The sequence below is a fragment of the Acuticoccus kalidii genome, from assembly GCF_021556395.1.
Classification (GTDB): domain Bacteria; phylum Pseudomonadota; class Alphaproteobacteria; order Rhizobiales; family Amorphaceae; genus Acuticoccus; species Acuticoccus kalidii.
The window spans coordinates 381,130-400,181 of sequence record NZ_JAKGCS010000024.1 but is presented as its reverse complement, the minus strand read 5'-3'; the positions used below and the strand labels follow the sequence as shown (position 1 = coordinate 400,181).

Below are 19,052 nucleotides of genomic sequence, written 5' to 3'. Positions count from 1 at the left end.
TCTATTCGCCTGTCGAGACGATGCAGGCGCAGATGCCGCCGCCCGGCGGAGCCTGGTGCACCGTGTTTGCCGAAATGAACGTGCGCGGTGTGCCGAGGATCGAGCCGATGATGCCGCTCATGGTGGCGCGCAGGTGCTTGTCCATGTCGAGGTGGCTGGAGCGCATCGTCGTGCGATGCCCGCGCAGGCGCCCGTCCGGGTTGAGCCCGACCTTGAGGATCATCGCCGCGACCTTGTCCGGGTCGGTGACGGTGCCGTCTTCAAGGGTGAGGCCGGCGTCCGAAAGCGTCTTTCGCACGCCCGGCGCGTCGAGAAGATCGGCGAGAACGCCGGCATGGACGCGCAGCGTTCCCGGCGCACCCTTGCGGTTGGCGAAGAGGATCACCTCGGCGCGGTCGGTTTCGGAGCCGGAAAAAACGATCGCGCGGTTGGCGTGAAGCGTATGATCGGAGTCGAAGGCGTCGCTCGTGACCCGCGCCCTGTCGACCTCGCCGAGCGCGACGCCGGCGCCGAGCGCGGCGACCGCCTTCGAGAAGCCCGACGTGATGCGCTTGCCCTTACCGGGCGCCGTCGTCTTGGCGTGGCTCATGACGGGGGTCTTGACGATGACGAGGCCGACCTCGTCCGCGGTCACTCCGGCATCCGCCATCGCCGCCTTCACCGCGTCGGTGACGAGATCGGCATGGGCCGGCGTGCCGACCTCCTCGGGGGCGATCGGCCGGCTGTTCGCGAGCCCGAAGGCGAGCGCCTCGGTCTGGGTGACGGGCGTGTCGTCCTCGGTGTCGACGATGAGATAGCCGAACGGCGTCATCGCGCCTTCGCAGCCGGTCGAGAACAGCATCGTCGCCGCGTCCGCGAGCGCCTCGCCGCCATGGGCGACGAGTGCGAGGCGGGCGCTCAAAAGGCCGTATTCACGGGAGAAGTCGTTGACGTCCGAGTTGCCCTCGGTCTTCGCCAGGATCGCGATGCGGCGGATCCGATCGGGGGCGAACCGTTCGAGCGTCGCGCCCAGCGCGTCGACGTCGCCCGGGTGTCGCGTGTCGTAGGCAATCACGTGAACGGTCATGTCGGAAGGGTCGTCCTTTGTCGAAATAAACGGGAATGGCGGGATCAGAAGTGCGTCAGCAGCGATCCGTAGCCGGTGATCTTGTCGTGGACGCCGATGCGGCGCAGGCAGCGCCAGATCGTCGCCTGATTGCTCGAAATGACCGGCACGCCGAGACGGGCTTCGAGGTCGTCGATCACCGGCAGCGTTGCGAGCTGCGTGCAGGTGATGAAGACGGCATCGACGTCCTCGGCGACCTCGGCGGCCATGCGATAGAGCGTGTTCGGCGGAATGCGGCCGATCGCGCGCCGCTCTTCCTCGTCGCTGCCGAGACCGAGCGCGGTGCTGCGCCGCACGTCGAGCCCGCGCGCCATCAGGAAGGCCTTCTCGCGCTCCGTCACGAACGAGGTGCGCGGCGTCACGAGTCCGATCCGCTTGGCGCCGAACGCGCCGAAGGCGGCGATCACGGCATCGAGCACCAGAACGGCCGGACATCCGGCATTCTCGGTGATGCTCTCGGCGATCTCCTGGGGGGAGACGAAATAGGTGCAGGAGGAGCAGCCGAAGGTGACGAGATCGACTTCGGCGGTCGCAAGATGAGCCGCGGCGCCTCCGACATGGTCGGCCATCCGCCGATAGGAGGCCGGCTCCTGGCCGCCCGACTGGTGGACCCGGCTCGTGTGGAGGCTGACGCCGGAGGGAAGGACGAGGGAGAATTCCGGCTCCATCGTCGTGTTGGTCGACGGGGCGATGAGGCCGATACGCCCGCGATAGCCGTAGGGCGAGGAGTAGGACATCGCCTTGGCGAGGCCGGAACGCGTGTCGATGCTGCCGATGTCGCCGGGGTCGCCCTGATCGTCGTGAAGGGCGGCAAAGCCGGTATCGTCACCGAAAGGGTGGTTCATCGCGTTCGGGATCCTGATGTGCCGTTGCGCGTTGCGGTGAAGCGCAACGCCATCGGAGCCCTACGGTGCGGTGCAACGGGGGGCGGAACAACACCAGTAATCCTTATTCATCCATAAGCGCGGATGTGGCGATGGGCCGAACAGCCCCGCGCACCTTGGCGTTCTGCGGTGTTTTGGGATGTGGCGGGGAGGCCGCGGACGGCCTTGAAAAGTGTGGCCCTCCATTGCGCACGGAACTTGCTATCTTCGGCGCATCCGCGATCGCGCCGCCATGGTCAGGCGGCCGTCCATCGCGGCAAGACAGGAGTTCTCGATGTCATCCGCTCTCTTCAGCCCGTTCGAGGTCGGGTCGTTGTCGCTCGCCAACCGCATCGTCATCGCGCCGATGTGCCAATATTCGGCGACCGACGGCCAGATGAACGACTGGCACCTCATCCATCTCGGCCAGCTCGCCCTCTCCGGCGCCGCGGTGCTGACGATCGAGGCGACGGCCGTCGTGCCGGAAGGGCGCATCAGCTACGCCGATGTCGGCCTCTGGGACCATGCGACCGAGGCCGCGATGGGGCGTGTCCTCGAAGGCGTGCGTCGCTGGTCGGACATGCCGATCGCGCTCCAGCTCGGCCATGCCGGGCGCAAGGCCTCGCACGAAAAACCGTGGAAGGGCGGCCGGCAGATCCGTCCCGACGAGGCGGACGGGTGGCCGACCGTCGCCCCGTCGGCGCTGCCCTTCGCACCCGACGACGTGCCGCCGACGGCGATGGATGATGCCGCTCTCGACCGGGTGCGCAAGGGCTTCGCCGAGGCGACGAAACGGGCCGCGCGGCTCGGCCTCGATGCCGTGCAGATCCACGGCGCGCACGGCTATCTGATGCACCAGTTTCTTTCCCCGCTCTCCAACCAGCGGAGCGACGCCTATGGCGGCAGTCTCGAGAACCGGATGCGCTTTCCGCTCGAGATCTACGACATCGTCCGGGCGAATTTTCCGTCCGACAGGCCCGTCACCTACCGTGTTTCCGGGACCGACTGGGTGCCGGGCGGGTTCGATATCGAAGAGGCGGTCGCCTTCTGCGTGGCGCTCGACGCGCGCGGGTGCGCCGCGGTGCACGTCTCCAGCGGGGGAAACGATCCGCGCCAGGAGATCCCGGTCGGGCCGAGCTATCAGGTGCCGCTCGCGCGGGCGGTCAAGCAGGCGGTGAAGATGCCGGTCGTCGCCGTCGGCCTCATCACCGATTACGATCAGGCCGAGGCGATCGTCGGCACGGGGGACGCCGATCTCATCGCGCTCGCGCGCGGCATTCTCTATGACCCGCGCTGGCCCTGGCACGCGGCGGCCCATCTCGGCGCGAGCGTCAAGGCGCCGGATCAGTATCTGAGATCTCAGCCGCGCCAGTTCAAACAGCTCTTCGGGTGAGGTGAGGTGAGGGGCGGCGCGGCCGCCCCTCGTCTAACGCTTGGCCGTCAGCCGCTGCGCATAGACGTTGATGATCAGCGCGGCGAGCAGGATGAGGCCGCGGATCAGGATCTTCAGGAACGAATCGATGTCCACATGGTCGAGCCCGTTATTGAGGACGCCGAGCACCAGAAGGCCGATGATCGTATAGGGAATGCCGCCCCGGCCGCCGAACAGGCTCGTCCCGCCGAGGACGACGGCGGCGATCGCATCGAGGAGGTAGGCGTCGAACTCGTTCTGCTGCGCCGAGCCGAAATAGGCGACCCCCAGCATCCCGGAAATGCCGGCGCAGAAGGCGGAGATCACCATCACCGCGCCGAGGATCAGCTTGACGTTGACGCCGGAATATTCCGCCGCCTCGCGGTTCCCGCCGACCATGTAGACGTATCGCCCGAACCGCGTGTAGGTGAGGACGAGGTGGGCGACGAGGAGGAAGAGCCCCGCCACGATCACGATCCACGGGATGCCGAAAATGTGCCCCGCGCCGAGCGTGCGCACGACGTCCGGCACGGCATAGGCGATCTGACCGCGCACGAGCAGCGCGGAGATGCCGGCCGCGATCTGCATCATCGCGAGCGTTACGATGAAGGACGGGATCCCGATCCGGGTGAGGCCGACCGCGTTGACGAGACCGAGCCCGCACGCCGTCAGGATCGCGAGGACGATCGCGAACGCGCCCGGCAGGGGAACGTTCGCGATGTTCACATAGGCTTCCTGCGTCGTGAAGAAGGCGACGACGATGCCCGCCGCGTTGGCGACCGCGGCGAAGGACAGGTCGATCTCGCCGCACAGGAGGACGAAGGTCAGCCCCGTCGCCATGATCGCGGTGATCGAGATCTGGCGCAGGATGTTCGCCGCGTTGTCCGCCGTCATAAAGGACGGGCTCGCGGCCGCGAACACCACGACGAGGAAGAAGAGCGTCGCGAGCGGCGCGATCTCGCGCACCCGGCTGATGAAGAAGCCGCGCAAGCCGCCGGCGCGCTGCGTACCGAGACCCTCGACGCTCATGCTGCGGCCAACAGATCGTCTTTGGCGATCGCCCGGCCGGCAAACTCCTCGACGATCCGCCCTTTGCGCATGACGATGACGCGCGTCGCGAGCGCGAGCACGGTCTCGGGCTCCGTGGACAGCACCACCACGGCGACGCCTTCGGCGCTGAGGCCCTTCACGATCTTCACAACATCCTCCTTCGCGCCGACGTCCATTCCCCGTGTCGGTTCGCACATGACGAGAACGCGCGGCAGGCGCGTCATCCAACGGCCGAGCGCCACCTTTTGCTGGTTGCCGCCCGACAGGACGCCGAGCCGCGCGAGCTCGTTCGCCGGACGCACGCCGAGCGTTTCGATGTGGCCGCGGGCGATCTCCCGCTCGCGGTTGGGCCGGAGCCAGAATTTGTCGATGTCCTCGAGGACGCTGATCGACATGTTGGTGAACACCGGCTGGTCGGCGAACAGCATCTGTCCCCGGCTTTCCGGCACGAAGGCCATCCCCGCGACCTTCGCCTTCGCGGTCGAGCCGAAGCGGCGGACCGTTCCGTCGACGGTGATGTCGCCCTCGCTCGGGCGGATCTTGCCGAAGAGGGCGCGGGCGAGTTCGAGCTGGCCGCACCCCATGAAGCCATAGACGCCGAGCACTTCGCCCGGCGCCACCGTGAAGCTGACATCCTCGAAGTTCGGACGCCGCGTCAGGTGCTCGACCGACAGGACGGGGGCGTCCGTCGGGCGCGGGCCCATCGAAACGGCGCCGGTGTACATGTTTTCGAGTTCGCCATGCCCGGTGCCGATCATCTTCTGGATGATCCAGCGCTTGTCGATCGCGTCGGCATTCGCGGTCGCGACCTTCTCGCCATTGCGCAGCACCGTCACCCGGTCGGCCACGGTGAGCACGTCCTCGATGAAGTGGGAGATGAAGACGAAGCTGCGGCCCTCCTCCTGCTTCAAGCGTTCGAGAACCTCGAAGAGGCGGGCGATCTCCGGCGGCGACAGCGCCGAGGTCGGCTCGTCGAGAATGATGACCCGCGCGCCGGAGAAGAGGACGCGGGCAAGCTCCACGAGCTGTTGCAGGCCGACGGGCAGATCGCCGAGCCGCTCGCGCGGGTCGATCTCAAGGCCGAGCCGTTCGAGGAGGGTCGCAGCGCCACGATACATCGCCTTCCAGTCGACGATGCCATAGCGCGAGCCGGGCTGGCTTCCGAGATAGACGTTCTCGGCGACCGAAAGGTCCGGCGCGACGCTCAGCTCCTGATGGACCATGCCGACACCATGGTCGCGCGCGTCGCGGGCGGAGCGGAAATGCGCTTCGACCCCGTCGAGGACGAGCCGGCCCTCATCGGCCGACTGGACGCCGGCGATGATCTTCATAAGGGTCGACTTGCCGGCTCCGTTCTCGCCGACGAGGGCGTGCACCTCGCCGCGATTGAGCGTGAAATCGACGTTCGACAGGGCGCGCACCCCGCCGAACGACTTCGAGATTCCGCTCAGCTCAAGGAGAGGCTCGGCCGGCGCCAAGGGCGCGGGCCGAGCGGCGGACGTGTCGCTCACGCTCAGATCAGATAATGGTTCTGCATCCACAACATGCCGGGCGCATTGTCCTTGGTGACGACCGGCCCGTCGGTGATGACGTGTTTGGGGATGCCTTCCCCGGTCGATTCGCCGGTCAGCACCGCGGCGACGCCGGCCATCACCGCGCCGCCATGGATCCGGCAGGACGGGTTGCGCACCGTCGCGTGCATCCGCCCGTCGATGACGGCTTCCACCGCCGGCGGCATCGCGTCGACACCGCCGACGATGATGTCGTCCCGGCCGCGGGCTTTCATGATGTTCTGAGCGGCGAGCGCCATGTCGTCATTGTGGAAGAAGGCGGCGTTGATCTTGTCGCCATATTTCGTCAGCAGGCTGTCCCAGATGCGGGTCGCCTTCGTGACGTCCCAGTCGGCCGGCTGCTCGTCGAGGACTTCGATGTCCGGCATCGAATCGACGACGCTGTGGAAGCCGCGGGCGCGGCCCTGTGCGCCGGTGTGGCCGAGTGCGCCCTGGGTCATCACGATCCCGCCTTTGCCGCCCATCGCATCGACGAGCGCGCGGGTCACCGAGGCGCCCATGAATTCGTTGTCGGGGGCGAGGAAGGAGTGGACCTCGATCTGCTCGAGCGGGGCGATCAGCGTGTCCATGTCGATGACGGGGATGCCTTTGTCGATCATCCGCTGCACCGGATCGGTGAGGGTGCCGATGCCGAAGGCCTGGATGGCGACGAAATCCCAATCCTGGGTCGCCATGGTGTCGATGGCGCTGCGCTGTTTGGGGGCGGACAGCTCACCGTCGAACCAGGTGACGTCGACGTTGAAGAGGTCGCCCCAATATTCGGCGGCGGCCTTCCCCTGGGCGCACCAGGTGGCCTGAAGGCCGGCGTTCGAGAATGCGGCCTTCAGCGGTTTTTCGGAACGGCCCATGTCCTGCGCCATGGCGAGCATGGTGCGCGGGTCGCCGGCCATTCCGGCGAACGCGCCCCCCGCGGCGCCGGCAGCGAGGCCGGCATTGCGCAGAAATCGGCGGCGGTCGATGTCCGATCGTTTCGTCAAGGCGTGCTCCTTCCCGTAATTGTTCTGTCGTCACGAGAGGGCTGCGGCACGTTTGTTTGCCGCGTGGCCACCGTCGTGCGTTTTGGGCCCCGGTCACGCGGTTGCCGACAAACGGCTCGGTCGCGCCGGCGCTCCAATACTATGATCTCGTCTTTCGGGCGGGTGCAAGCGTACAATTGGGGGTAGGGGGTGCCGGAGGGGGCAGAGCGCCGGTGCGGACCGTCGGTGCGTCCGGGCTGCGACGATGCTTTTCCGACGAAACGATGCCGGATTTCCCCGTCTTTCCTCCGGTGTGGGACACCACCCGATCGCGATATGCATCCCGTCTCACCGGACCGGAGAACGCCGTGGACGGCGCGATGATGACCCTCCGCGGGAGGGCGCGCAACTGGACGTCGATTGTGCGGCGCGGGCCGTGGCGCGGAAATACTGCGGGAATCATGCGCCGCGCCCGGTCTTTTCTTGGCGGTCGGCGGCGCGTCGCCGGGGCGCCGGCCGGTTTCATTGTCATGGAAGCGGCAGCGGAGTCTTAACCAACCCTCGAAAACTCGCCTTCACGTCCGGGGGCATAAACTGCCGCCTATGCGATATCCGTTGAAGCCCTTGCTGATCGTCCTCGGTCTTCTGGCGCTCGCCGGTTGCGGAAGCACGCCGCCGTCGTCCATCAACGACGTGTGTCAGGTCTTCTCGCAACGGGACGGCTTTTTCACCAACTGGTACGGCGACGCCCGCAAGGTGGAGCGCCGTTATGGCATCCCGGTCCACGTGCTGATGGCGACGATGCGGGTGGAATCAGGCTTCGACGGTGACGCCCGCCCGCCACGGCGCAAGGTTCTCGGCGTCGTTCCGTGGAAGCGTCAATCGACGGCGTTCGGCTATAGTCAGGCGTTGAACGGCACCTGGAAACAGTATCGCGAGGAGACCGGCAACGGCATGGCGCGCCGGACCAACTTCTCCGACTCGATCGACTTCATCGGCTGGTACTATTCCAAGACCGTCACGAAATATGGCGTGCCGCCGGACGATGCGTTCAATCTCTATCTAAGCTACCGCTATGGCTGGACCGGCTATAGCCGCGGCAACTGGCGCTATAATGACGGCGCCCGCAAGTCCGCCGCGCGCACGGCGAACTTCGCCGACGATTATGCCCGCCAGTTGAGCACCTGCCGCTGACGACGCGCCGCGCGCGGGCTCACCGATCAGGCGGCGATCCGCGCGCTCAGAAATTCCACCGGATGCTGGGAGGAGATGGCCCCGAAACGGGCGATCTGCGAGCGGCAGGAAAAGCCGGTCGCGAGCGCGATGGTCTCCGGCTCCTCGAGCCGGTCGCGCCAGGACAGGTCGAACGCCGCGCGGGACATCGCAAGGTTCTGGCGCTCGTGGCCGAAGGTGCCGGCCATCCCGCAACACCCCGTCGCCTGAACGCGGGCCGCGACGCCGAAATGGGCGAGTAGACGGCGCCAGCGCTCGGCGGCCTGCGGGTCGGAGGTCTTCTCCGTGCAGTGAAGGAAGAGTTTCACCGCCGGCCCGTCGCCGTCGTCACGGCGCTCGCCGAGATGGCCGGCGTCGGCCTCCTCCAGCAAGAACGCCTCCAGCGAGCGCACTTCTTCGCCCGTCGAGCCGTGCTCGCGATATTCGTCGCGCCATAGGTCGCGCACGGCAGGCTCCAGCGCGATCACCGGAAGGCCGAGCGCTTGGAGTTCGCGCGCGTGCGCGATCGCGCGGCGGGCCGTCCTGTCGAACGCCTCGCGCATGCCGAGGACATGAAACGCCTTGCCGTTGGCGACCGGCGCAGCGCGCAGCACCGTGTAGCCGAGCCGCTCGAGAAGCGTTTCGGCCGCGTCGATCACCCCGCCATCGAAGGTCGACAAGAACGTGTCCTCGACGAGGAGAACGGCGCGCGCGTCCGCCGGCGCATGAAGCGGCCGGCGCGAGCGGCGCGGCGTGCGGACGGCCGGAAGGTCGACGAGGCCGACAGCACGAAGGACGGGGCCACCGGCGCGCATCATGATGTTGGCAAGGCCCGGCGCGGCGCGCATCAACGGCGCCATGCGCTCCATCATCGCGAGGAGGTGATGGTGGGGCGGACGGCGGTGGTTGCGATAATAATCGGCGTAAAAGCGCGAGCGCATCGCCGGAATGTCCACCTTCACGGGGCATTGCGAGGCGCAGGCTTTGCAGCCGAGACAGGTCGCGAGCGCGGCGTCGAGCTGCGCGTCGAGCGGGCCGCCATCGTCGAGACCGGAGAGGGTGCGGGCCTCGCGCTCGGGGCGCAGCCATTCCCGCAGCAGCGCCGCCCGGCCCTTCGGCGATTGGCGACGGTCGCCGCTCGCCTTGTAAGAGGGGCACATCACGTCGTCATAATCGCGGTTGAAGCAGGCGCCGTTGCCGTTGCACTTCACCGCCTTCTCGAACCCGTCGAGCCGCTCCGGCGTGATCGCCGCATCGAGCGGGCCGCGGAACGGCACGACGTCGATCGCCCGCAGCGGTGCGTCCGGTGAACCCGCGGCGATCTTCCCCGGATTGAGAAGCCCGGCCGGATCGAACGCCGCCTTGATCCGGCAGAGCGCCGCATAAAGCCGCGCGCCGAAGACGTCCGGGACGTACTCGCCGCGAAATCCCTTGCCATGCTCGCCCCAGATGAGACCGCCATGGGTGAGGGCGAGCTTGTGGACGGCATCGGAGATCGGCCGGATCTTCGCCGCGTCCTCTGGAATGCGCATATCGAGCGCCGGGCGGACATGGACGCAGCCGACATCGGCGTGCCCATACATGCCGAAGGCGACCCCGTTCGCGTCCAAAATATCGCGGAACCCGGCGACGAAGGCGGCGAGATTCTCCGGCGGCACGGCTGCGTCCTCGACGAAGGCGGTGCCTTGGCGGGTCGGATCCATCCGCCCGAGAAGACCGACGCCCTTCGCCCGCAAGGCCCAGAGCTGCGAAATCACCTTCGGCTCGCGCACCACCGTCTCGCTGACGACGGATGCGGGCGCGGTCGCCGAGAGGGCGGCGAAGGCGGCGAGCGTCGCGTCGATCTCGGCGAGGCTGTCGTGCTCGACCTCGATGAAGTTGAGCCCCCGCACGGCGCGCGGCCCCTCATGGGCGAGGACCGCTTCGATATCGCCCCAGATCGGATCGTCCTGGGCGAGGCGGACGACCTTGTCATCGACGAACTCGATCGCGACGGGGTTCGGCGCGACGAGCCGCTCGACGTCGCCGAGCGCTTCGAGGACATCGTCGTAGGCGACGACGACGAGGGCGCGATGGGCCTTCTTGCGAGTGAGCTTCAAAGTGAGGCGCTTCGTGAGGGCGAGCGTGCCCTCCGAGCCCGCGAGGAGCTTGCCGAGGTGGAAATCGCCGGCCGCGTCGACGATCTCGTCGAGATTATAGCCGGTGAGGCCGCGGTTCATCACGGGGAAGACGCGGTCGATCTCGTCGGCCTCGGTGGCGATCACCTCGCGCACCGTGCGGTGGACGGCCCCGGCGAGATCTTCGCGCGCGCACACGGTCTCGAGCGCTTCGGGAGACAGGGTCTCGGCGCGCCAGTCGCTCCCGTCGGCGAGGGCGACCTCCATCGCGATCACGTGGTCGGAGGTGCGGCCGTGAATGCGGGAGCCTTTGCCAGAGGCGTCGGTCGCCGCCATCCCGCCGAGCGTCGCGCGCGAGGAGGTCGACACGGTGGGCGCGAAGAAGAGGCCATGCTTGCCCGCCTCGCGGTTGAGCTGATCGAGGATCACCCCCGGCTGCACGATGGCGATGCCGCGCGCGGGATCGATCGCCTCGATCGCCGTCAAATGGCGCGAGCAGTCGACGATGACGCTTTCCGTCAGCGACTGGCCGTTGGTGCCGGTGCCGCCGCCACGGGCGACGAGGGGAACGGCGGTCTCGTGCGCGGCGCGCATGATGCGGTTGAGATCGTCGCCCTCACGCGGATGCAGGACGAGGCGGGGCAGGAGCTCGTAGATCGAATTGTCGGTCGCGTTGACGGTCCGTGTCGCCCGGTCGCGCGCAATGTCGCCGCGATACCCGTCCCGCTCCAGTGCAGCGATGAACCGCGTCAGCGTCTCGTCCGACGGTGCCGTTTGGTCGGCGCTGAGGCGGTTGGTGTCGATCTGGGCAAGGGGGACGTGGTGGTTCATGCAGCGCTCGGGTCTTTGGGCTCGTCTCGCGTCCGGGCGAGGCGCCACCTCGGCTCGCGGCGCCTCTCCGTCCGATCCCGGAATATCCGAACCCGGTATAGAGTGTGAGGGAAGCGACGGGAAGGTTGCCCCCCATCGCGGCCGCCGCGCCCGGCGCGCGTCAGATCACCGCCTTTTCCAGGAACGGGCGATTTTCGACGATCCGCTCATAGCCGACGTCCGAGAAATCGAGCGAGCGGTAGCCGCCATAGGCGATGAGCTCCGACACCGCGCGCCCCGCCGCCGGCGACTGTTGCAGGCCGTGGCCGGAAAAGCCGTTCGCGAAGATGAAATTCTCGACCTCGGGATGGCGACCGACGATCAGATTGTGGTCGAGCGTGTTGTAGTCGTAGTGCCCGGCCCACTGGTTGACGAGCTTGATCGCCTCGAAGGCGGACGAGCGGGCCGCGAGCGCCGGCCAGACGATCTCCTCGAACTCGTCATAGCCGGGGTCGAAATCGTCGAAGGCGACGGCCGGATCGTGCGGCGGGACCGCGCCGCAGAGGAAATATCGCCCTTCGGGCCGGCAATGGACGCCGGTCACGTCGATCATCAGGGGAAGGCGGCCGCCATTCACCGTCGCGCTCCCCTCCGGCGATCGGGCGCAGTCGAAGACGAACAGCGTGCGCTTGCGCGGCTCGACCGGCACATCGAGCCCGGCCATGCGCGCCGTCAGCGCCGCACGCGGACCGGAGGCGTTGACCACGGTCCCCGCCGCGATGACGGCGCCGGACTTCAGCGTCACGCTGCGCACATGCCCCCCGTCACGGCCGATCGCGACGACCTCGTCGGCGACGAAGTCCGCACCCAGCGAACGGGCCTTGTTGCGAAAGCCGTTCATCAGACCGGTGTTGGAGAACCAGCCTTCGCCCGAACGCCCATAGGAGGCGAGGGCGATATCCTCGACATTGAGATGGGGGAAGGCGGCGGCGAGTTCGGCCGGTTCGAGGAGGGCGACATCGGCGCCGAGGGCGGTCTGCACCGCATTGTTCTCGCGCAGCGTCGCGACCTGCTCGGGTGTCGTTGCGAGGAAGAGATAGCCCGATTCGTGAAAGCCGAGATCGGGCCGGTCGTCGTCCACGGCCATCGTCTGCGCGAAAGAGCGGATGAACGAGACGCCGAACTGGCCGATCTGCACGTTGATCGGGTTCGAGAACTGGGTGCGGATCGCCGATGCCGACAGCGAGGTCGACGCGGTCCGATAGGTCGGATCGCGCTCGACGATGAGGATCGAGCCGCCGAAATCGGGATTGGCGGCGAGGAAATAGGCGACGGCCGAGCCGATCACGGCGCCGCCGACGATCACGACGTCATAGGCCGCCTTCATTGCGCGTCGTCCGGGTGGGGAAAGTCGACGAAGGCGCCGCCATAGCATTGCGTCGCGCGCGCCATCGGATCGGCGACCGGCGTGCGCGCCTCGAGCGCCGCGCGGTAGGGCTCGGACGAATCCTGCGGATGAAAGCCGAGATGGCCGGCCTTCGTGTTGTCGACCGGCTTCACCTTGTTGTCCGACATGCCGAACAAGATCGTGTGGCCGACATGAGGGGCGGTGAGGGCGGCGGAAAAGAGGCGGATCATGTCCTCGAAGGAGAGCCAAGACCACAAATGCCGCCGATCCGCCGGCTCCGGAAAGGACGAGAAGATCCGCACGCACGCGGTTTCGATGCCGAACTTGTCCCAATAGAGCCGCGAGAGCGATTCCACGAAGCATTTGGAGACGCCATAGAGGGTGTCCGGCCGGGTCGGCGTGTCGGCGTCGATATGATCGGTCAGGCTATGATAGCCGATGGCGTGGACGGAGGAGGCGTAGGCGATGCGCTTCACCCCGTGTTGCCGGGCGCCTTCATAGATGTGGTAGGAGCCGCGGATCGAGGAATCCAGAATGTCCTGCCAGGGGCGCTCCATCGGCGCGCCGCCCATATGGACGATCGCGTCGACGCCCTTGGTCGCCGCGATCGTAGCCGCCTCGTCGCCGAGATCGAAGATCATGGCCTCTTCGTTGGCCTTCACGTCGGCGATCTCGACGCGGTCGGCAAGCCGCAGCGTCTTCGCGAGGGGAGCGAGGCCGCGGCGTAACTCGGTGCCGAGATTGCCGGCCGCACCCGTGATCAAGATCGTACCGTAAGGCGTCGTCATCCGCTTCACTCCATCTGCCTCGCGCCGGTCGGCCTGTCGGCCGCCGACGGTCTCATGTCTTGCGGGTGACGTAACCCTTCACCCGGTCGTCTTCTTGGGCCGTTTCGTCACGTTCGGACGGCGCGCCGAAGCCGCCGCCGCCCGGCAGCTCCAACATGAGGCGCCGCCCGGCGGGGACGTGCTGCCACCCTTTCGGCCGCAGCGTCGTGCCGTCATCGAGCCTCACCGAGCCCGGCGCGCCGGAGCCACCGCCCTCGCGCCCCCGCGCCGGGGCGGTGACGCGATCGAACATCGCCGAGAAGTCGAACTCGTGACCCGCGGCCGGCGCGATCTCGATGAGCTGGCCGAGCCCGCCGCGATAACGGCCGTCGCCACCGGAATCCGGCCGCAGCTCCTTGCGCCAGATGACGATCGGCCCGGTGTGCTCCGTCGCCTCGATCGGCATCGTCATCACGCCGGAGGGAAAGGCTGTCGCGGAAAGGCCGTCGAGCGTCGGCCGGGCGCCGGATCCGCCGGAATTGAACATCAGGATTTCCGCCCGCTCGCCGGTTTCGCCGGGGGCGGGACGGGCCGAAATCTGGATGTTCCAGAGCGAGGCCGCGCCCTCGGCCTGGATCGTACCGGGCAACGCCTTGGCGAGCGCGCCGAAGGTGAGGTCGGGGATCATGTGGCCGATCACGTGCCGCACCGAGACGGGCGCCGGCCGCTTGGCGTTCACGATATTCTCGGGTGAGGCGACCGTGACGGAGCCGAGCGAGGCCCAATTGTTCGGAATGTCCGGCGCGACGATGCAGTTGACCGCATAACACGCATAGGCCTTCGCGTAGATGAGGGGGACGTTGATCCCCCACCGGCTCACCGGCGAGGAGCCGGTGAAATCGACATGGACCCGGCCCTCGCCGATGGTGACCGTCGCGGCGAGCGTGATCGGCTCGTCATATCCGTCGGTCAGCATCTCGTTCGCCCAGGTGCCCTGCGGAAGCGCCGCGATCCGCTCGTCCATCGCCGACGCCGTGCGCGTGAAGATGAAGTCGGCGAGCCGTTCGAGATCGTCGAGCCCCACTTCGTCGAGCATCTCGATGAGCCGCTTCTTGCCGACATCGTTGCACGCCGCGAGCGAATAGCAGTCGCCGATGAGCTGGTCCGGCTGGCGCACATTGGCGCGCACGAGGCGGACGAGCTCGCCGCTGACCGTCCCACGCTCGGCGAACTTCATGATCGGGATCTGGATCCCTTCCTCGTAGACCGATTTCGCATCCGGCCCGAACCCGCGCCCGCCGACATCGACGACGTGCGCCGTGCAGGCGAAGAAGCCGATCAGCGTGCCCTTCATGAAGACCGGCGTGCACATCGTGATGTCGTGGAGGTGGCCGGTGCCGAGCCACGGGTCGTTGGTGAGGTAGGTGTCGCCGTCGAAGATGAATTGGCGGCCGATCCCCTCGATGAAATGGCCGACGGCCTCGGCCATCGTGTTGACGTGGCCCGGCGTGCCGGTGACGGCTTGGGCGAGCATCCGCCCCTCGGTGTCGAAGACGCCGGCCGAGAGGTCGCCCGCCTCGCGCACCGAGGTCGAGAAGGCGGTGCGCACGAGGGTGGTCGCCTGCTCCTCGACGACCGAGATCAGGCGATTCCACATCACCTGGAGGCGGATATCGTCGATATCGCTCATGGGCGGCGCGCCTTTCGCGTCAGCAGGATGGTTCCATCGGTCTGGATGATGGCGTCGAACGGTGTGGTGATGACGGTCGAGGTCTCGCTCTCCACGATGATCGCGGGGCCTTCGACCCGTGCGCCGGGGGCGAGCGCCGCCCGCTCGAAGATCGCGCTCTCGAGGGCCGCGCCCGTCGCCGGATCGAACACCGGCCGCCGCGTTTCGCTCGTGGCGGCCTCGCCGTCGAGGGTGAGGCCGACCGTGTCGGGCTCGGGCGGCTTGTCGTGCGCATTCACCGACCAGGTGACGAACTCGATCTCCGGCCCTTCGATGGCGCGGCCGAAAAACTGCGCGTAGCGGGCGCGGAAGGCCTCTTCGATCATGGTCCGGTCGGCGTCAATGAAGGCGCGGTCGGGCAGCGGCACCGGGATTTCCCAGCCTTGCCCGCGATAGCGCATATAGACCGTGACCTCCCGCTCGATCGGTGCGCTCGTGCCCTCGCGGACGAACGCTTCGGCGGTGGTCTTGAGGTCGTCCAACATCGAGTTGAGGGCCTCGGCGTCGAAGGCGGACAGAGCCATGACGTTGGAGACGAGCGCCTCGTAGCCGAACGGGGCCTTGAGGAAGCCGATCGCCGAGCCGACGCCCGCCCCGGTCGGTATCAGGCAGCGCTCGATGCCGAGCTTCTCGCAGAGCCGGGCGGCGTGAAGGGGCGCAGCGCCGCCAAAGGCGATCATCACATTCTCCGACACGTCCTTGCCATTCTCGACGGCGTGGACGCGGGCGGCGTTCGACATATTCTCGTCCACCACCTCGACGATCCCGAAGGCGGCCGCCTCGTCCGCGAGGGAGAGCCGGTCGCCGACCGCGCGGGCTATGGCGCCGGCGGCTTCGTCGACCGAGAGCTTGATCTTGCCGCCGGCGAAATTGTCTGGATCGAGTTTGCCGAGAACGAGGTCGGCATCAGTGATCGCGGGCCGCGTGCCGCCGCGCTGATAGCAGGCGGGGCCGGGCTCGGAGCCGGCCGATTCGGGGCCGGCCTGAATGCGGCCCATCGCGTCGACCCAGGCGAGCGAGCCGCCCCCCGCGCCGATCTCGATCATCTCGATCACCGGGATCGAGATCGGCATGCCCGAGCCCTTGGCGAAGCGGGCAGTGCGGGCGACCTCGAAGGTGCGCGCGGTGTGCGGGGTAAAGTCCTCGATGAGGCAGATCTTCGCCGTGGTCCCGCCCATGTCGTAGGAGAGGGCGCGCGTCAGATCGAACCGTCGTGCGATATCGGCGGCGAAGATCGCCCCGCCCGCCGGGCCCGATTCGACGAGGCGGACCGGAAATTCCGCCGCCGTCTCCACCGAGATCAGCCCGCCGCCCGAGTGGATCATGAACACCGGGCAGTCCGCGCCCATCTCGGCAAGACGCGACTGGAGGCGGGAGAGATAGCTCGCCATTTGCGGCCGCACATAAGCGTTGGCGCAGACCGTGTTGAAGCGCTCGAACTCGCGCATTTGCGGCGAGACCTCGGCCGAGATCGAGATCGGGACGTCGAGCTTCGCGGCGAGGATTTCGCGCGCCCGCTTCTCGTGCGCCGCATTGGCGTAGGCGTGGATGAAGCCGATCGCCACCGCCTCGAAGCCGGCGGCCGCCAGGTCGTCGGCGAGCCGTTCGAGCGCCGCCTCGTCGAGCGCCTGAAGCTCGGCGCCGTGCGCGTCGATCCGGCCCCTCACCGGAAAGCGCGCCTCGCGCGGGATCAGCGGCGTTGGCAGGACGAGGTTGAGGTCGTATTGCGCGAAGCGGCTCTCGGTCCGCATCTCGATGACATCGCGATAGCCCTCGGTGGTGACGAAGGCGGTCCTTGCGCCGGAACGCTGGATGAGGGCGTTCGTCGCGAGCGTCGTCCCGTGGATGACGAGGCCGAGATCGGCAAGGCCGATGCCGGCCGCTTCCATCACGATCTCGATGCCGTCGATGATGGCCTGCTCGGGCGCGGCATAGTTCGTCAGCACCTTCGCCGAATGGAGCGTGCCCTCGATCTCGAGGGCAATGTCGGTGAACGTGCCGCCGATATCGGCGCCGAGGCGGATATCCGACCGCCCCATCAGGCGCGGTCCGGTTCAGCGGGGCGGGTGAGGGCGGACGGGACGGCGGCGGCAAGGCGGGCGATCGTCCGCATCGCGCCGGCGACGGGCGACGGTCTCATGCGTCATCCTCCAAGAGTGCACCTGAACGTTGGCCCGAAGGCGGGGAGGGGATCTCCAGTTAATCCGACCTTCGGCGTGATGTCCCTACCCTTTGACGCGGCGGATGTGGGGGCGCGCCAATGTGTCCCCAATCACGTTCCGGCCGTCTCCGCGTCGGCGAGCCAGTGGGGAAGCCCTGGCCGCCGCGTGCCGCTGACCGCTGCGTCGGCGCACGCGGCAAGGCTTCCGAAACGCACCGTGCGGCCGGAAAGGCCGGGGCCGTAATGGGCGTATTTGCCGGAATTGGTCATCACCGTTCGCGCGTCGGGCGGGAAGACGGGTTCGGAGATCGAGCACCAGCACAGGTCCGGCACGACCTTGATCCCGGCGGCTTGCAGGATCGCGAGCGTTCCGTCGCAACGGGCACCGGAGAGGGCGTGATGGCCGAGCGTGACGATCGCGCTCGTGTGCGGGTGGCAGAGCTTTCCGGCGACGAGGCCGGCGAGCGCGCGGCATTCGGCGAGGGAGAAATGCGGGCTCCCGAAGGCGACGAGGTCGATCGGCCCGTCGCTGTCGTTGCCCCCCTCGTGGTCGCCTCCATTGAATTCGCGCCATACCCCCGCGATGTCGGCGGGCGTGACGTCGACCGTTTCCGCGCCCGCGATGGGAGCAAGGTCCGCCTCGGGGGTGACGCCGGCAATGTGCAGCATCGGTGCGGCGGAGGTGGTGGCGAAGGCGGCGCAGAAGGCCTTGAGATCGTCGGCGCTCGGCGCGGTCGCTTCGAGACCTTCGACGAGAGGGATGCGGTCGGGGGCGAGGCGGCCCACGAGCCAGCCGAGCATCGGCCAGAGCGCATCGTCGAACGCGGCCGGCAGCGCGACGCGGATCACCCGGCGCGGCGCGCGGTCGGCGTCGCGATAGACGCCTGCGAGCGGGGCGCGGCCGGTGAGAGCGATGAAGAGGTCGAGAAAGTCGGGATGCTTCACCGTGCGCGCGCCGAGAACGCTGTTCGCGTAGACGACGGCATTCGATTCGGCCCAGGCGATCGGCTCGTCCCGTTCGGGCGGGCCGCCGAGCGTATAGGGGGCGCAGGTGAAGGTCGGCTGCGCGCCCATGCGGACATAGGCGTCGGCAAGGCGCGCGGCGGGTGCGCCGAATGCCTCGGGCGTGCCTTGTGTGCGCCAATTGGCATAATCGACCGAGATCGCGTTCATCGTGGTCGGAACGCGGATCGTCGCGCCCATGTCGGCGACTGCCTCGGCGAAGGTGAGGTTCGCGGGGCTCGCATAGATGCACCCGTCGATATGCGCGCGGGTGATGTCGGTGAGCCGCTCCGCGCCTTGCGCCGCCGCCATCACCGCGATGACCTCCATCGCGAGCCGGGCGGCCGGCCCCTCCGCGCCGCCGAGCATCGCCTGGTCCGTATCGGAAAGGGCGAGCCCGGCCGGATCAAGCGGCGCGAGCGGGATCTCGCGCCCGCCCGCGACCATGCGATCGGCGCCGATCTCGGCGGTCGGGGTGGCGGCGAGGGTGTCATAATCGGCCGGGTCGAGGCGGACGACGGCAAGCGGACGGGCGAACATTTTGCCCGCGATCAGCGCGCCGAGGGTCAGGATGTCCTCCCCCTCGCGGAAGACGAGGGCGGCGGGCGCATGGCCGTTGAGCGCGAGTTCCAGGAGAACGCCGCTTCCGGTGCACGAGCCGCGGCTCGTCGGCATCATGAGGATCGTGCCGGCGAGGCTCGCGCCGCGGAGCGGATGGTGCGCGTCGATGACGGTCCCTGTCGCAGGGTCCACCCCGCCCCAGAAGCTGAGCCCCTCCGGCGAGACGAGAACGGTCCCCGCAGCAATCGCGGGGACGATGAGGGTGGATGTCACCACCGTCTCCTATAGCAAGGCTCGGTCGCAGTCTCAGCGCCGCCGAACGCGGCGAG

At 68.0% G+C, this 19,052-nt stretch carries 13 protein-coding genes; 2 read left to right on the top strand and 11 right to left on the bottom strand.

The window, feature by feature from the left end:
• Position 1: 1 nt before the first annotated feature.
• Both L1787_RS15350 and L1787_RS15345 read right to left on the bottom strand, forming a co-directional pair.
• Positions 2–1,066, bottom strand: coding sequence for a ring-opening amidohydrolase (locus L1787_RS15350; protein WP_235709707.1), 1,065 nt, complete (start codon positions 1,064–1,066; stop codon positions 2–4).
• Between the two features lie 44 nt (positions 1,067–1,110).
• Positions 1,111–1,950 (bottom strand): maleate cis-trans isomerase family protein, encoded by an 840-nt coding sequence (locus tag L1787_RS15345; protein WP_235709706.1) that lies wholly within the window; start codon positions 1,948–1,950, stop codon positions 1,111–1,113.
• A 313-nt stretch (positions 1,951–2,263) separates the two neighbouring features.
• On the opposite strand from L1787_RS15345, the gene L1787_RS15340 reads away from it, so the two are divergent.
• Positions 2,264–3,361, top strand: coding sequence for an NADH:flavin oxidoreductase/NADH oxidase (locus tag L1787_RS15340; RefSeq protein WP_235709705.1), 1,098 nt, complete (start codon positions 2,264–2,266; stop codon positions 3,359–3,361).
• A 33-nt stretch (positions 3,362–3,394) separates the two neighbouring features.
• Here the strand turns inward: L1787_RS15340 and L1787_RS15335 are convergent, their stop codons facing one another.
• From L1787_RS15335 to L1787_RS15325, 3 genes are read right to left on the bottom strand one after another with little or no spacing between them, the layout of a single operon-like run.
• Positions 3,395–4,408, bottom strand: a complete 1,014-nt coding sequence (locus tag L1787_RS15335) for an ABC transporter permease (protein ID WP_235709704.1) — start codon at positions 4,406–4,408, stop codon at positions 3,395–3,397.
• Positions 4,405–5,940, bottom strand: coding sequence for a sugar ABC transporter ATP-binding protein (locus tag L1787_RS15330; protein WP_235709703.1), 1,536 nt, complete (start codon positions 5,938–5,940; stop codon positions 4,405–4,407). Before L1787_RS15330 ends, L1787_RS15335 begins: the two co-directional genes overlap by 4 nt.
• Before the next feature lie 2 nt (positions 5,941–5,942).
• Complete coding sequence (locus L1787_RS15325) at positions 5,943–6,977, bottom strand: sugar ABC transporter substrate-binding protein (RefSeq protein ID WP_235709702.1); 1,035 nt, start codon at positions 6,975–6,977, stop codon at positions 5,943–5,945.
• A 582-nt stretch (positions 6,978–7,559) separates the two neighbouring features.
• Between L1787_RS15325 and L1787_RS15320 the strand changes: the two genes are divergently transcribed.
• Positions 7,560–8,150, top strand: a complete 591-nt coding sequence (locus L1787_RS15320) for a transglycosylase SLT domain-containing protein (protein WP_500793366.1) — start codon at positions 7,560–7,562, stop codon at positions 8,148–8,150.
• Between the two features lie 26 nt (positions 8,151–8,176).
• Here L1787_RS15320 and L1787_RS15315 read toward each other — a convergent pair whose 3' ends face one another.
• The 6 genes from L1787_RS15315 to lhpI form a co-directional block, all read right to left on the bottom strand.
• Positions 8,177–11,116 (bottom strand): FAD-binding and (Fe-S)-binding domain-containing protein, encoded by a 2,940-nt coding sequence (locus tag L1787_RS15315; RefSeq protein ID WP_235709700.1) that lies wholly within the window; start codon positions 11,114–11,116, stop codon positions 8,177–8,179.
• A gap of 160 nt (positions 11,117–11,276) precedes the next feature.
• Positions 11,277–12,482, bottom strand: coding sequence for an NAD(P)/FAD-dependent oxidoreductase (locus L1787_RS15310; protein ID WP_235709699.1), 1,206 nt, complete (start codon positions 12,480–12,482; stop codon positions 11,277–11,279).
• On the bottom strand, positions 12,479–13,291 hold the full coding sequence (locus L1787_RS15305) for an NAD-dependent epimerase/dehydratase family protein (RefSeq protein ID WP_235709698.1): 813 nt from the start codon (positions 13,289–13,291) through the stop codon (positions 12,479–12,481). The genes L1787_RS15310 and L1787_RS15305 overlap by 4 nt, the downstream gene beginning before the upstream one ends.
• Before the next feature lie 52 nt (positions 13,292–13,343).
• Entirely contained in the window at positions 13,344–14,960 is a 1,617-nt protein-coding gene (locus L1787_RS15300) for a hydantoinase B/oxoprolinase family protein (protein WP_235709697.1), read from the bottom strand.
• The gene (locus L1787_RS15295; RefSeq protein WP_235709696.1) at positions 14,957–17,038 is read right to left on the bottom strand and encodes a hydantoinase/oxoprolinase family protein; all 2,082 of its coding nucleotides are present in this window, start codon (positions 17,036–17,038) and stop codon (positions 14,957–14,959) included. Before L1787_RS15295 ends, L1787_RS15300 begins: the two co-directional genes overlap by 4 nt.
• Before the next feature lie 233 nt (positions 17,039–17,271).
• Entirely contained in the window at positions 17,272–18,996 is a 1,725-nt protein-coding gene (lhpI, locus tag L1787_RS15290; protein ID WP_235709695.1) for a cis-3-hydroxy-L-proline dehydratase, read from the bottom strand.
• Positions 18,997–19,052 lie beyond the last annotated feature (56 nt).